The sequence below is a fragment of the Streptomyces sp. NPDC092370 genome, assembly GCF_044755265.1.
GTDB lineage: Bacteria > Actinomycetota > Actinomycetes > Streptomycetales > Streptomycetaceae > Streptomyces.
Genome location: NZ_JBIVQO010000001.1, coordinates 382,030 through 396,960, shown reverse-complemented (window position 1 = coordinate 396,960; position 14,931 = coordinate 382,030). Strand labels below are relative to the sequence as shown.

Below are 14,931 nucleotides of genomic sequence, written 5' to 3'. Positions count from 1 at the left end.
CCCTACCCAGTCGGCGCGAAGGCAGACGCCCCCGGGCGAACATCGTGCTTCTGCTCACATTCCGCCCCCCCCTCCACACACTCCAGATTCCGGCATTCGCGCCACAACGGCCACTCTCGTTGACACGGTCCCCGGACGGTGGTGGGCTCGTCCTCCCGGTCGAACGCATCTGGAGGGGACCTGTGGGACTGCGGCGTGGAAAGCGGACCGCCGCCCTCGCGGTCGCCGTCGTCGCCGGGAGCCTCCTCGCCCCGCCCGCCGCCATGGCGGCTCCGCCGGCACCGGGCGCGACCGCGAAGGCGACCTCCGACACCGCCGGACCGGACGTCTCCGTCTGGCCGCGCCCGCAGTCGCTGCGCGCGAACGGCGCCCCGGTCGCGGTGCCGCACGACGTCGCCCTGGTCACCGGCGCGCCGGCGGACCCTCCCCCAAGCTCTGGGCTTCGCTCGAACGGGGGAGACCCTCATGCCGTCGAAGCCCTGCGCGAGCTGCTGCGGCAGGCCGGGGCCCGCCGGATCACGGACACACCAGGGCCGGGCGCTCTGGTCGTGCGGGCGCGGACCGAGCCCGTGCGCCGGGGCGACCGTCATGCCCTGCCCTCCGGGGGATACGAACTGTCCGTGGGCCGCGACGGCATCTCGCTCACCGGCACCGGCGAGGACGGACTGTTCCACGCCGTGCAGACGCTGCGCCGGCTCCTGCGCCCCGACGGCACGATCGCGGCGGTCGTGGTGCGTGACTGGCCCGGCACCGCCGTCCGCGGCATCACCGAGGGCTTCTACGGCACCACGTGGACGCACCGGCAGCGGCTGGCGCAGCTCGACTTCATGGGGCGCACCAAGCAGAACCGCTACCTGTACGCCCCGGGTGAGGACCTCTACCGGCAGGCCCGCTGGCGTGAGCCCTACCCGGCCGGGCAGCGGGCCCGGTTCCGGGAGCTGGCCGAGCGGGCGCGGCGCAACCACGTCTCGCTCGGCTGGGCGGTGGCCCCGGGCCAGGCGATGTGCTTCGCCTCCGACGCCGATGTGCGGGCGCTGACGCGCAAGCTGGACGCGATGTGGGAGCTGGGCTTCAGGGCGTTCCAGCTCCAGTTCCAGGACGTCAGCTACAGCGAGTGGCACTGCGGGGCGGACTCCGACCGGTTCGGTTCCGGCCCCGAGGCGGCGGCCCGGGCGCAGACCCGGGTGGCGAACGCGGTGGCCCGGCACCTGGCGCGGCGGCACCCCGGCGCCGCCGCCCTGTCCCTGATGCCGACCGAGTACTACGAGGACGGCACGACCGACTACCGGCGGGCGCTGGCGAGCGACCTGGACTCGGGCGTCGAGGTGGCGTGGACGGGGGTCGGGGTGGTGCCCCGCACCATCACGGGCGGCGAACTGGCCGACGCGCGCGAGGCGTTCCGGCATCCGCTGATCACGATGGACAACTACCCGGTCAACGACTACGACCCCGGCCGTATCTTCCTCGGCCCGTACCGCGGCCGGGATCCGGCCGTGGCGGCCGGCTCGGCCGCCCTGCTCGCCAACGCCATGCAGCAGCCGGAGGCGTCCCGCATCCCGCTGTTCACCGCCGCCGACTACGCCTGGAACCCGCGCGCCTACCGTCCCGGGGAGTCCTGGCGCGCCGCGATCACCGACCTCGCGGGCGGGGACCGGCGCCGTGAGCAGGCCTTGGCGGCGCTCGCCGGAAACGACGCGTCGTCGGTGCTCGGCGAGGAGGAGTCGGCGTATCTGCGCCCGTTGACCGAGGCGTACTGGAGGTCCCGCACGGCCGGCGGCGGCGACGCCGGGCGGCGGCTGCGCGAGGCCTTCACCGTGCTGCGCGAGCTGCCCCGGCGGCTGACCGGAACGGGCCTCGGCTCCGAGGTCGCCCCCTGGGCGGAGCAACTGGCGGCCTACGGTGAGGCGGGCACGGCCGCGCTCGGCATGCTGGACGCGCAGCGCGCCGGGTGTTCGGCGGCGGCCTGGACGGCGTACCGCAGGCTCGGCGTCCTACGGGCCCGGCTGGAGTCGGCGCCGGTCGAGGTCGGCACGGAGGTGCTGGACCCCTTCCTGCGACGGGCGCAGAAGTCGTACGCGGCCTGGTCGGGCATCCACCACGAACCGCCCCGCAACCCCGGTGACGGCCGCACCCTGCGCTTCCCGCGGCCCCGGGCCCTGACCGCCGTGACGGCCCTGACCGAGCCGGGCACGGTGGGCGGCGTCGAGGTGCACGTGCCGGGGCGAGGCTGGCGCGAGGCGGGCCGGCTGGATGGGTCCGGGGCGACCGAGGTGCGGCTCTCGGCACGGGCCGACGCCCTGCGGATCACCGGCCCCGCCCCCTCCCGCGTCCACCACCTCATCCCCTGGTTCACCGACGCCCCCGCCACCTCCCTCGGCCTGCCCCGCGACCGCGCGGACGTCGAGACCGGCCGTACGGAGCGGCTGACGGCCCGGCTGAGCGCGCTGCGCCCCGCCGACGCCCGCGGCAGGCTCACCGTCGAGGCACCCGAGGGCGTCCGGGTGCGGGTGCCGGGGACGGAGCTGACCGTGCGGCGCGGCACGACGGTGGAGATCCCCTTAGAGGTGACCGTGGAGCACGGCACCCCGATGCGGTCGTACGACATCCGGCTGGGGTTCGCGGGAGCGGACCGCACGCTCACCGTCCGCGCCGTCCCGCCCACCGGCGGCCCCGACCTCGCCCGCACCGGCACCGCCCGGTCCTCGGGCGACGAGACGCCCGACTTCCCCGCGTCGGCGGCCAACGACGGCGATCCGGACACCCGCTGGTCCTCCCCCGTCGACGACGGCGCCTGGTGGCAGGTCGAGCTGGCCCGTCCGGTTCGGCTCGGCCGGGTCGCGCTGCACTGGCAGGACGCCCACCCCTCGGCGTACCGCGTCCAGGTCTCCCCGGACGGTCGCCGCTGGCAGGACGCGGCCGCCGTCCGGGACAGCAGGGGTGGCCGGGAGAACGTCCGCATGGACGAGCGGGACGTGCGCTTCGTGCGTGTGCAGGGCGACGGGCGGGCCACGCCGTACGGGTATTCGCTGTGGTCGGTGGAGGCGTACGCCGTCACGGACTGAGGCCTTCGAGGACCCGGCGAAGAAGATCGACGAACTTCGGCGAACTTCTTCCCGCCCACTATTCACTCAGTACATGTACTCAGTACATAATGATCGGCATGAGCACCCGCCACATCCTGCTGGGCCTGCTCGCCTCGGGTCCGAGCCATGGCTACGACCTCAAGCGACGCCACGACGAACGCTTCCCGCAGGCCCGCCCGCTGGCCTACGGGCAGGTCTACACGACCCTCCAGCGCCTCGTACGGGACGGCCTCGCCGAGGTCGACGGCACCGACTCGGACGGCGGCCCGGAACGCACGACGTACCGGACCACGGACCAGGGGACGCGCGAACTGGCCCGGTGGGCCGGGGAGATCGCGCCGCCCGCGCCCTTCGTGGCGAACGAGATCTTCGCCAAGGTCGTGGTCGCGATCCTCTCGGGCGGCGACCCGGCCGCGTACCTGAGCGCCCAGCGCGCCGCGCACATGGAGCGGATGCGGGAGCTCACGGCGGTGAAGGCCGCCAAGGGGGCGGACCTCGCGACCGTGCTCTCGGCGGACTACGCCCTCAACCACCTCGACGCCGACCTCCGCTGGATGAACACCACGGCGGCCCGGCTCACCATCCTGACCGCGGAGGTCGACGCAGCATGAGCAGACCCGTGCCCCTTCTCACGGCCGGCGGTCTCACCAAGGCGCACGGCCGGACGCCCGCCCTGCGCGGCGCGTCGGTCACACTGCACGCCGGCGAGATCCTCGCCGTGACCGGCGCGAGCGGCAGCGGGAAGTCGACGCTCCTGCACTGCCTGGCCGGCATCGTCCGCCCGGACGCCGGCGCGGTGACCTACGACGGCCGGCGGCTGGACGACCTGCCCGAGAAGCGGCTGAGCGAGCTGCGGCGCACCGAGTTCGGCGTGGTGTTCCAGTTCGGGCAGCTCATCCCCGAGCTGACCGTTCTGGACAACGTCGCCCTGCCCCTGCTGCTGGCCGGTACCGGCCGGGCCCGCGCCCGGGCCCGGGCCCGGGCCCGGGCCGGTGAAGAGCTGGAGCGCTTCGGCGTCCGCGGGCAGCAGGACCTGCGCCCGGGAGAGCTGAGCGGCGGTCAGGCCCAACGGGCCGCCCTGGCCCGGGCCCTGGTCACCGGACCGAGGATCGTCTTCGCCGACGAGCCGACGGGGGCCCTGGACTCCCTGTCCGGCGAGCAGGTCATGACGGCCCTGGTCCACACGGCCCGCGAGTCGGGCACGTCGGTCCTGCTGATCACCCACGACGCCCAGGTGGCGGCGTACGCGGACCGGGAAGTCCAGTTGCGGGACGGCGCCGTGGCCGAGCTGGGGGTGACGGCGTGACGTCCCTGCGTTCCGATCTGCGCCTGGCCTGGGAACTCACCCGCGGTTCCGACCGCGGGGAGTGGTGGCGGGTGACGCTCACGGCGACGGGCGCGGTGCTCGCGACCGGGTTCGCCCTGGCCGCCGTCACCCTGGCGTCACTGCGCGGCATCTACGACGTGCCCGTCGGCGCGGGGCTGCTGGACCAGCCGGGTACGCGATCGGGCATGGTCACCGGCCTGGTGCTCCTGCTCGTGCCGGTGCTCGGGTTCCTCGGCCAGTGCGCCCGGATGGGGGCGGTGCACCGCGACCGGCGGCTGGCCGAGCTGCGGCTGGCCGGGGCGACGCCCTGGCAGGTGCGGCGGATCGCCGCGCTGGAGACCGGACTGGCCTGTCTGCTGGGCTCGGCGATCGCCACCGTCTTCTCCGTGCTGCTCCTGCTGCGCCTGTGGAACCGGCCCACCCCCCTGGTCTGGACGGGGATCGCCCTGGTCGCCGCCGCCGTACCGCTGCTGGGCGCGGCGGCGGGCGCGCTGGCGCTGCGCCGGGTGGTGGCCTCGCCCCTCGGCTGGGTTCGCAGGGTCGCGCCGCGCACCGGGCGGGGGCCGGGGCTTCTGTTCCTGGCCGGGTTCCTGCTCGTCGCGGTGCTGGCACTGCTGGCGACGGCCACCACGACGGCCGCTGCCAACCGGCCGAACGGCGAGTGGTATCTGACGCTGACGGGCGCGATCCTCGCGGTCGGCGCGGGCGCGGTGTGGCTCTCCGGAGCCGCCGCGAAGGCGACCGGGCGGCTCCTCGCCGTCCGGGCCCGGACGGCGGCGACGCTGATCGCGGCGGAGCGGCTGCGCCACGACCCCTGGTCGGCCGCCCGCACCCACGCGGCGGTGCTGCTGGTGACGGTCGTCGGGACCGGCTTCATGGGCATCCGGCAGGTCATGGGCGACATGGTGCGCACCCGGAAGCTCTCCGCACCCGTGTCCTACTACACCACCGGCCTCGACCTCACCGGCACCGCCATCGCCATCGCCTTCGCGATCACCCTGTCCGGCCTCGCCGTCGGCACCGCCGAATCCCTGGCCACCCGCCGCCGGGGCCTCGCCGCGCAGGCCGCCGCCGGTGTGCCGCAGGCGGTGCTCGGCCGGGCCCTGCTGCTGGAGACCGCGCTGCCGCTGGCCCCCGCGGTGCTGCTCGCGGGCGTCGGCGGCACGGCCATCGGCATCTGGTACGCGCTGCTCTCCGGCCGGCCGGTCCCGTGGGTGCCCGCCCTGGTCCCCGTCGCCGTCTACGCCGCCTGCCTGCTGGCCGCGGCCACCTCACTGCCCCTGCTGCGCCGATCGGTGCACCCGGGGGAACTGCGGTACGCGTAGCCGCTCCCGCCCATGACGGGCCGGCCCGGGGGAACGGGGGTTCCCCGGGCCGGTCGGCAGGCCGCACGCGCCAACACGAAGGCCCGGATCGTCAGGCGGAAATGCCGTCGATCCGGGCCATGGCGTCCTCCGCACCGTACGGCTGCAAGTACGGCAGCCAGCGCGGATCCCTGTGGCCGGTCCCGATGATGCGCCAGGCCAGGCCGGACGGCGGGGCGGGTTTGTGACGCAGCCGCCAGCCGATCTCGAAGAGGTGGCGGTCGGCCTTCACGTGGTTGCAGCGGCGGCAGGACGCCACCACGTTGTCCCAGACGTGCTTGCCCCCGCGGCTGCGCGGGATGACGTGGTCGACGCTGGTTGCGACGCCACCGCAGTACATGCACCGGCCCCCGTCGCGGGCGAACAGCGCCCGGCGGGTCAGTGGAACGGGCCCCCGATAGGGAACCCGGACGAATCGCTTGAGCCGGACCACGCTGGGTGCGGGGACTGTGACGGTCGCGCTGTGCAGATAGGCGCCGGACTCCTCGAGGCAAACGGCCTTGTTCTCGAGGACGAGGATGAGCGCGCGGCGGAGCGGTACGACGCCTAGCGGCTCGTACGACGCGTTGAGGACCAGGACATGCGGCACGGATGCCTCCTTGGACGCCGGCGGCGCGTGGCTCGCGCCGGGACGATTCGTAGTCAGTCTCCCCTCATGCCTGGTGGAAGCGCCACCATGTCCCCGTAACGGGCTGGGAGTGTTTTCGACCACATCTCATTCATCCCCAGGACCATGGCCTGTTCAAGCCCAGGTGAGCACGGTCTCTCCTTCACACATTCCGCGGGAGCACACACAATGCCCCGTTAGTGTGGTGGTTCTGTCCCTTTGGTGACCCAGTCGTGACCTTGACCCCTTGAACCACCGCGCCGGGGCAGACCGCTGCACCTGGAGGTACCTGCCGTGTCCTTGTCCCTTGCGGACGCCGTCCTGATGGCCGCCGACCCCTCACCGTCGCCGACCCCCTCGGAGACGCAGTCCCCGAGAGTGCCTTCGCTCGAGGACGCCCAGGAGAGCGCGACGAATGCCGCCGGCTGGGTCGAGCAGAACTGGTCGACGTGGCTCGCGATCGGCCTGCAGGTCCTGCTGATCGTCGTGATAGCGGTGGTGCTGCGCGTCGCGGTGCGCCGGGCGATCACCAAGCTCATAGACCGGATGAGCCGCACCGAGCAGACGGTGGACGGCACCTCCCTGGGCGGCCTGCTGGTCAACCTGGAACGCCGCCGTCAGCGCTCCCAGGCGATCGGCTCGGTGCTGCGCTCGGTGGCGAGCTTCCTGATCGTGGGCACCGCGGCCCTGATGATCATGTCCGCGTTCAACATCAACCTCGCCCCGCTGCTGGCCTCCGCCGGTGTCGCCGGCGTGGCGATCGGTTTCGGCGCCCGCAACCTGGTCACCGACTTCCTCTCCGGTGTCTTCATGATCCTGGAGGACCAGTACGGCGTCGGCGACACGATCGACGCGGGCGTCGCCTCCGGCGAGGTGATCGAGGTGGGCCTGCGCGTGACCAAGCTGCGCGGCGACGGCGGCGAGATCTGGTACGTCCGCAACGGCGAGGTCAAGCGGATCGGGAACCTCTCCCAGGGCTGGGCCACGGCCAACGTCGACGTCACCGTCCACTCCGGCGAGGACCTGGACAAGGTCAAGGCCACCCTGGACGAGGTCGCCGAGAAGATGGGCGCCGAGGAGCCCTGGAACGAGCTGCTGTGGGGCCCCATCGAGGTGCTCGGCTTGGACAGCGTGCTGCTGGACTCCATGGTCGTCCGCGTGACGGCCAAGACGATGCCCGGCAAGTCCCTGACCGTGGAGCGCGAGCTGCGCTGGCGCGTCAAGCGGGCCTTCGACGCGGCGGACATCCGGATCGTCGGCGGCGCCACGGCCCCGGCCGGGGAGCAGCCCGCGGACCCGACGGCGGGGATGGCCGCCCCGTCGGCGTACGCGAACGCGTCGTCCCCGCAGTCGGCTGCGGCCTCCCCGCTCACCCCGCCGGCCCCGACGAGCACCACGAAGTAGCCGTCACGGCCCGCGGGAGAGGGCGGCGTCCGGTACTGCCGGGTGCCGCCCTCTTCGTCTGTCCCGAAGCGCGTGCGGCCGCACCTCGTCCGGTCCGACGCGCCGCGGCGCGTGTCCGGATACCGACGGGCCGTCCCCTCTTGACGCCCGTCCGGAACCGGGCCTACCTTCCTCCCATCGATAGGAAACTTTCCTAACAACACGTCCGAGGGGACGGCCGTCCGGTGGACTTCCCCGACTGATCACTGAGAAGCTGAGCAGCCGAAGGGCAGGTGTGGACACGCATGGCAGGAACCGCCGGCACGCCGGGCACCCCGCGCGTCCTGCGCGCCATGAACGACCGGGCCGCCCTGGACCTGCTGCTGGAGCACGGCCCGCTGTCCCGCACCCGGATCGGCAAGCTCACCGGCCTGTCCAAGCCGACCGCCTCCCAGCTCCTGGCCCGCCTGGAGGCGGCGGGGCTGGTCCTTGCCACCGGCACCACCGCAGGCCGCCCCGGGCCGAGCGCCCAGCTCTACGAGGTCAACCCGGCGGCCGGTCATGCCGCCGGGCTCGACGTCACCCCCCAGCGGATCCGCGCAGCGGTCGCCGACATCACCGGCCGCACGATCGGCCGTCACGAGCTGCCCACCCCCGGCAGGCGCACCGGCACCCCCGTCGTCCAGCAGGTCACCGACGCCCTGGAGGGCGCGGTGAAGGCGGCCGGCCTCGCCCGGGACGACATCCGCCGCCTGGTCATCGGTACGCCCGGCGCCTTCGACCCCACCACCGGCCGTCTGCGCTACGCCTCCCACCTCCCCGGCTGGCACTCCCCCACCCTGCTGGACGAGCTCGCCGCCGCCCTGCCGATGCCGTTCGAGTACGAGAACGACGTCAACCTGGTCGCGCTCGCCGAACAGCGCCTCGGCGCGGCCCGGGGCCACGCGGACTTCGTGCTGCTGTGGAACCAGGAGGGCCTGGGCGCCGCCCTGGTCCTCGGCGGCCGGCTGCACCGCGGCTGGACCGGCGGCGCCGGCGAGGTCGGCTTCCTGCCGGTGCCGGGCACCCCCCTGGTCCGCCAGGTCACCAAGGCCAACAGCGGCGGCTACCAGGAGCTGGCCGGTTCTCAGGCCGTCCCGCGCCTGGCCCGCGAGCTCGGCATCGCGGACATCCCGCCGGGCCCGTACGCCGAGACCGCCGCCGAACTGGTGGCCAGGGCGGCCCGGGCCGGTGACGACGCCCACCGGCACCTCCTCCAGACCTACGCGACCCGCCTGGCCACCGGACTGGCCTCGCTGGTCTCGGTCCTCGACCCCGAGCTCGTCGTGCTGAGCGGCGCGTCCCTCACCTCGGGCGGCGAACCGCTGCGCGCCCTCGTCCAGGCCGAACTGGAAGAGCTGGCCGCGTCCCGCCCGCGTCTGGTCGTGGGTGACGTCCGTGAAGACCCCGTGCTGCGCGGCGCGCTGGAGAGCGCGCTCGCCACCACACGCGACGAGGTCTTCGACACCTCCCGCTGACCCACCCCCCCCTCCCCCGGTATTCCCTTCTTCCTTCCCCCGCGCCTCAGGGAGCCTTGTCATGCTCGGAACATCCAGAAAAGCGACGCTCGCGCTCGCCGCCTCCGCCTCCCTCGCTCTCCTCGCCACCGCGTGCACCGGCCGGCCGGACGCCGGTGCGAGCGACGACGCGTCCAAGGAGACGACGATCACCTTCTGGCACGCCTGGAGCGCGCCGTCGGAGGTGAAGGCCGTCAAGGACCTGGTCGCCGGATTCGAGAAGGCGCACCCCGACATCCACGTCGACGTCATCGGCAACATGACGGACGACAAGATGAACCAGGCCCTGCGCACCGGCGGCAGCAAGGCCCCGGACGTGATCTCGTCGTTCACCACGAACAGCGTCGGAAGGTTCTGCTCCTCGGGCGCCCTGGTGGATCTGAACCCGTTCTTCGACAAGTCGGGCATCGACCCGCGGCAGACCTTCCCGAAGGCGATGAACGAGTACACCCAGTTCGACGGAAACCGCTGCGCGGTGCCGCTCCTGGGCGACGCGTACGGCCTCTACTACAACAAGACGGCGTTCGAGAAGGCCGGTGTCGCCGCCCCGCCGAAGACCTGGTCGGAGTTCGAGCGGGTCGCCAAGAAGCTGACGATCCCGCAGGGCGACACGTACAAGCAGCTCGGCTTCATGCCGAACTACCACGGCTGGGAGACCACCACCGAGCACTACCTCGGCCAGTTCTCCCCCACGTACTTCGACGAGGACGGCAAGTCGAACGTCGGCAAGGACCCGGCCTTCGCGAAGGCCTTCACGGTCCAGAAGAAGCTGGTCGACGAACTCGGCGGCTACCGCAAGCTGGAGACCTACCGCTCCGGGCTCGGCGACGAATGGGGCCCCAAGCACCCCTTCCACACCGGCCAGGTCGCCATGCAGCTCGACGGCGAGTGGCGCCTGGGCATGGCCCTGGACGCCGAGCCGAAGTTCGACATCGGCGTGGCCCCGCTGCCCGTCCCCGACGACCAGGCCGACCAGTACGGCAAGGGCTACATCACCGGCACCATCGCCGGTATCGCCGCGACCGGCACGAAGCAGAACGCGGCCTGGGAACTGGTGAAGTACATGACCACGGACACGGACGCGGTGGTGAGCTTCTCCAACGCCATCCACAACGTGCCCTCGACGCTGGCCGCTCTGAAGTCCCCGAAGCTGACGTACGACCCGCGCTTCAAGACGTTCCTGGAGATCGCCGCGCACCCGGACTCCACCACGTCCCCCGCCTCCGTCAACGGCGGCGTGTACCTCACCACGATCCAGCAGTTCGGCTACGACTACGAAAGCGGCAAGGCGACCGATCTCGAGGCCGGGCTGAAGAAGACGGCCGCCCAGATCGACACGGACATCGCGCAGGCGAAGTAGGCCATGCGTACCTCCAGCCTGCGGGCAAAACACCGCCGTTCGGCCCTGCGCACCCTGGCCTTCCTGTCCCCCTGGCTGATCGGCTTCACGGTCTTCTTCGCCTACCCCCTGCTCTCCACCGTCTACTTCTCCTTCATGCGGTACGACGGCTTCAAGCCGCCGGTGTGGAGCGGCACGAAGAACTGGGCGTACGTCTTCGAGCACTACCCCCTCTTCTGGCCCGCCCTGCGCAACACCCTGTGGCTGGTCGTCGTCATGGTCACGCTCCGGGTCGCCTTCGGCCTGGGCGTGGGCCTGCTGATCACCAGGATCAGGACGGCCACGGGTGTCTTCCGCACTCTCTTCCACCTGCCCTACCTCGCCCCGCCCGTGGCGGCCACGATGGCCTTCGCCTTCCTCCTGAACCCCGGCACGGGCCCGGTCAACTCGCTCCTGGAGACGATCGGGCTGCCCGCTCCCGGCTGGTTCAACGACCCCACCTGGTCGAAGCCCGCCCTGACCCTCCTGGCTCTCTGGGGCATCGGCGACCTGATGGTCATCTTCATGGCCGCCCTGCTCGACGTGCCGAAGGAGCAGTACGAGGCGGCGGAACTGGACGGCACGAGCCCCTGGCAGCGCTTCCGCCACGTGACGCTCCCGAACATCTCGCCGATCGTCATGTTCGCGGTCGTCACCGGCGTGATCCAGACGATGCAGTACTACACCCAGCCGCTGATCGCCGGGAAGGTCGCCTCGGGCGTGATCCAGGGCGCGGGAACGCAGTTCGAGCCCGGCTACCCCGACCAGTCCACCCTCACCCTCCCCCAGCTCGTCTACAACCTGGGCTTCCAGCGCTTCGACTACGGCTCGGCCTGTGTGGTCGCCCTGGTCCTGTTCGCCCTCTCCATGGCCTTCACCGCCCTGCTGATGCGTCGCAGGGGCGGCCTGATCCAGGCAGGTGAACGATGACGCAGACACTCGACGAACGCCTGGAGCCGAAGACACCCCCGTCGCCGGCGGAACGCAGGGCCCACCGCAGGGCTCTGCTGGAATGGATCGCGATCCACTCGTTCGGCATCGCCGCGGCCCTCTTCTTCACCCTCCCGTTCGTCTTCGTCTTCCTCACCTCCCTCATGAGCGACAGCCAGGCGCTCGGCCGCGACCTGATCCCGCACACCTGGGAGTGGGGCAACTACGCCGAGGTCTTCGGCACCCCCGGCTTTATCACCTGGTGGAAGAACACCCTGATCTACGCGGGCCTGGGCACGGTCCTCACGGTCGTCTCCTCGATCCCCGTGGCCTATGCCCTGGCCAAGTTCCGCTTCCGCGGCCGCAATCCGGCCCTCATGCTGGTCATCTCGATGATGATGCTGCCGCCGCAGGTGATCATCATCCCGATGTACCTGTTCTGGGCGAAGCAGCTGGACCTGTCCGGCACGCTCTGGCCGCTGATCATCCCGATGGCGTTCGGTGACGCGTTCTCGATCTTCCTGCTGCGCCAGTTCCTCACCACGATCCCCGACGAGTACGTGGACGCGGCCAAGGTGGACGGCTGCGGCGATCTGCGCACACTCCTGAAGGTCGTTGTGCCGATGGCCAGACCGGGCATAGCCGCAGTGGCCCTCTTCCAGTTCTTCTACGCGTGGAACGACTACTTCGGCCCCCAGATCTACGCGTCGGAGAACCCGGGCGCCTGGACGCTCTCCTACGGCCTGGAGTCGTTCAAGGGCGCCCACCACACCGACTGGAACCTGACCATGGCCGCCACCGTGCTGGTGATGGCCCCCGTGATCCTCGTGTTCTTCTTCGCCCAGAAGGCGTTCGTAGAAGGCGTCACGCTCACCGGAGTAAAGGGTTAGACAGACATGCAGCATCTCCCCGTGGGCCAACCCCCGAACCTGCGGCCGACGGTCGTCGTCCCGGGCACCCGGAAGCGAGGTATCGCTCAGTGAAACTGACCGTGGTCGGCGGAGGCTCGACCTACACCCCCGAACTCGTGGACGGCTTCGCCCGCCTGAGGGACACCCTGCCCGTCGAGGACCTGGTCCTGATGGACCCCGCCCAGGACCGTCTCGACCTGGTGGACGGCCTGGCCCGCCGCATCTTCACCCGGCAGGACCACGCGGGCCGTATCACCACCACGACCGATCTCGACGAGGCGGTGGACGGCGCGGACGCGGTCCTGCTCCAACTCCGCGTGGGCGGCCAGGCGGCCCGCGAGCAGGACGAGACCTGGCCCCTGGAATGCGGCTGCGTGGGCCAGGAGACCACCGGCGCCGGCGGTCTCGCGAAGGCCCTGCGCACGGTCCCCGTCGTCCTGGACATCGCGGAGCGCGTACGCCGCACCAACCCGCAGGCGTGGATCATCGACTTCACGAATCCGGTCGGCATCGTGACCCGCGCCCTGCTCCAGGCGGGCCACAAGGCGGTGGGCCTGTGCAACGTGGCGATCGGCCTGCAGCGCAAGTTCGCGGCCCTGCTGTCCGTGGAGCCTTCCGGGATCCACCTGGACCACGTGGGCCTCAACCACCTCACCTGGGAGACGGCGGTACGCCTCGGCGGCCCTCAGGGCGAGGACGTCCTGCCGAAACTGCTGGGCGAACACGGCGACACGATCGCGGCCGACCTCCGCCTGCCCCGCCCCCTGCTGGACACCCTGGGCGTGGTCCCCTCCTACTACCTGCGCTACTACTACGCGCACGACGAGGTCGTGGAAGAACTGCGGACGAAGCCGTCCCGTGCGGCCGAAGTGGCCGAGATGGAACGCCGGTTGCTCACGCTGTACGCCGACCCCGCCCTGGCCGAGAAGCCGGCGCTGCTGGCCCAGCGGGGCGGTGCCTTCTACTCGGAGGCGGCGGTGGACCTGGCCGCGGCCCTGCTGGGCGGTGGCGGCTCGCCCTACCAGGTGGTGAACACGCACAACCGGGGCACGCTCCCGTTCCTCCCCGACGACGCGGTGATCGAAGTCCAGGCGGCCGTGGGGGCCGAGGGCGCGTCCCCCCTCCCCGTGCAGCCCGTGGACCCGCTCTACGCCGGCCTGATGGCCGACGTCACGGCCTACGAGGAGCTGGCCCTCCGGGCCGCCCTGCACGGCGGCAGGGACCGCGTCCTCCGCGCCCTCCTCTCGCACCCCCTGGTCGGCCAGTACGCGTACGCCGAGAGGCTCACCGACCGGCTGATCGCGCACAACCGGGAGCACCTCGCGTGGGCCTGACCGCACGTGTCCTCGCCATCGACGCGGGCAACAGCAAGACGGACGTCGCGATCGTGACGGCGGACGGGGACGTCCTCGCCACGGCACGCGGAGGCGGCTTCCGTCCACCGGCCGTGGGCGTGGACACGGCCATGGACGGCCTCGCCGAAACGGTGGCGCAGGCCCTCACCACCGCGGGTCTCACCTCGGTCACCCACGTCTCGGCGTGCCTGGCGAACGCCGACTTCCCCATCGAGGAAGAGCGGCTGGCGGCGGCGCTGCGGGCACGCGCGTGGGGCACGACGGTGACGGTCCGCAACGACACCTTCGCGATCCTGCGGGCCGGTGCCACCGAACCCCGGGGTGTGGCGGTCGTCTGCGGCGCGGGCATCAACTGCGTGGGGATGCGCCCCGACGGCCGCACGGCCCGCTTCCCGGCACTCGGCAGGGTCTCGGGCGACTGGGGCGGCGGCTGGGGCCTGGCCGAGGAGGCCCTCTGGCACGCCTCCCGGGCGGAGGACGGCCGCGGCGCCCCCACCGCCCTGTCCCACACCCTCCCCGCCCACTTCGGCCTGCCCTCCATGTACGCCCTCGTCGAGGCGCTGCACCTGGAGCACATCCCGACGTTCCGGCGCCACGAGCTGGCCCCGGTCCTCTTCGCCACGGCCGCCGGCGGCGACGCGATCGCCCGGACGATCGTGGAGCGCCAGGCCGAGGAGGTGGTCGCCATGGCAGTGGTCGCCCTGACCCGCCTGGACCTTCTGTCCGAGGAGACCCCGGTCCTCCTGGGCGGCGGCGTCCTGGCTGCCCGGCATGCCCAACTCAATGACCACATCGAGCAGTTGCTGGCCACCCGCGCACCGAAGGCCGTCGCGCGGGTGGTGACCGCCAGCCCGGTCCTGGGCGCCGCGCTGCTGGGCCTCGACCACGTCGGCACGAGGGAGGGGGCGCAGGAGAGGCTGCGGGCGTACTACGACGCCTAGGGCGACCACACGCGTCGCGAACCCGGGAACCGAACCACCTCCCCGTACGTGTTCCTGGGCAAGGGGTGGGGCGGGGGGGTGGTGTCCACGCTGCGA

Annotated in this window: 12 protein-coding genes; 11 read left to right on the top strand and 1 reads right to left on the bottom strand. The window is 72.3% G+C overall.

Features of this window, described 5'->3' with window-relative positions; translation table 11 throughout:
* Positions 1-182: 182 nt before the first annotated feature.
* The 4 genes from ACIQHQ_RS01760 to ACIQHQ_RS01745 all read left to right on the top strand — a co-directional run bounded on the left by ACIQHQ_RS01760 (position 183) and on the right by ACIQHQ_RS01745 (position 5,735).
* On the top strand, positions 183-3,062 hold the full coding sequence (locus ACIQHQ_RS01760) for a beta-N-acetylglucosaminidase domain-containing protein (RefSeq protein WP_402609059.1): 2,880 nt from the start codon (positions 183-185) through the stop codon (positions 3,060-3,062).
* A 98-nt stretch (positions 3,063-3,160) separates the two neighbouring features.
* Positions 3,161-3,694 carry a PadR family transcriptional regulator gene (locus tag ACIQHQ_RS01755; protein ID WP_402609057.1) on the top strand — a complete coding sequence of 178 codons (534 nt, stop codon included), beginning with the start codon at positions 3,161-3,163 and terminating at the stop codon, positions 3,692-3,694.
* The gene (locus ACIQHQ_RS01750; RefSeq protein ID WP_402609055.1) at positions 3,691-4,389 is read left to right on the top strand and encodes an ABC transporter ATP-binding protein; all 699 of its coding nucleotides are present in this window, start codon (positions 3,691-3,693) and stop codon (positions 4,387-4,389) included. Before ACIQHQ_RS01755 ends, ACIQHQ_RS01750 begins: the two co-directional genes overlap by 4 nt.
* Entirely contained in the window at positions 4,386-5,735 is a 1,350-nt protein-coding gene (locus tag ACIQHQ_RS01745) for an FtsX-like permease family protein (protein ID WP_402609053.1), read from the top strand. The genes ACIQHQ_RS01750 and ACIQHQ_RS01745 overlap by 4 nt, the downstream gene beginning before the upstream one ends.
* A gap of 91 nt (positions 5,736-5,826) precedes the next feature.
* Here ACIQHQ_RS01745 and ACIQHQ_RS01740 read toward each other — a convergent pair whose 3' ends face one another.
* A complete protein-coding gene (locus ACIQHQ_RS01740) occupies positions 5,827-6,363 on the bottom strand; it encodes an HNH endonuclease (RefSeq protein ID WP_402609051.1) in 537 nt (178 codons plus the stop codon).
* Positions 6,364-6,705: 342 nt separating this feature from the next.
* Here ACIQHQ_RS01740 and ACIQHQ_RS01735 point away from each other — a divergent pair, with 342 nt between their 5' ends.
* The 7 genes from ACIQHQ_RS01735 (at position 6,706) to ACIQHQ_RS01705 (ending at position 14,835) form a co-directional block, all read left to right on the top strand.
* A complete protein-coding gene (locus ACIQHQ_RS01735) occupies positions 6,706-7,785 on the top strand; it encodes a mechanosensitive ion channel family protein (RefSeq protein ID WP_402610595.1) in 1,080 nt (359 codons plus the stop codon).
* 284 nt (positions 7,786-8,069) lie between these two features.
* Complete coding sequence (locus ACIQHQ_RS01730; RefSeq protein ID WP_402609049.1) at positions 8,070-9,281, top strand: ROK family protein; 1,212 nt, start codon at positions 8,070-8,072, stop codon at positions 9,279-9,281.
* Positions 9,282-9,342: 61 nt separating this feature from the next.
* Complete coding sequence (locus ACIQHQ_RS01725; RefSeq protein WP_402609047.1) at positions 9,343-10,680, top strand: ABC transporter substrate-binding protein; 1,338 nt, start codon at positions 9,343-9,345, stop codon at positions 10,678-10,680.
* Between the two features lie 3 nt (positions 10,681-10,683).
* Complete coding sequence (locus tag ACIQHQ_RS01720; protein WP_402609045.1) at positions 10,684-11,628, top strand: carbohydrate ABC transporter permease; 945 nt, start codon at positions 10,684-10,686, stop codon at positions 11,626-11,628.
* Entirely contained in the window at positions 11,625-12,518 is an 894-nt protein-coding gene (locus ACIQHQ_RS01715) for a carbohydrate ABC transporter permease (protein WP_402609043.1), read from the top strand. Before ACIQHQ_RS01720 ends, ACIQHQ_RS01715 begins: the two co-directional genes overlap by 4 nt.
* An 89-nt stretch (positions 12,519-12,607) precedes the next feature.
* Positions 12,608-13,873, top strand: a complete 1,266-nt coding sequence (locus ACIQHQ_RS01710; protein ID WP_402609041.1) for a 6-phospho-beta-glucosidase — start codon at positions 12,608-12,610, stop codon at positions 13,871-13,873.
* Entirely contained in the window at positions 13,864-14,835 is a 972-nt protein-coding gene (locus ACIQHQ_RS01705) for an N-acetylglucosamine kinase (RefSeq protein WP_402609039.1), read from the top strand. Before ACIQHQ_RS01710 ends, ACIQHQ_RS01705 begins: the two co-directional genes overlap by 10 nt.
* Positions 14,836-14,931: the final 96 nt, after the last annotated feature.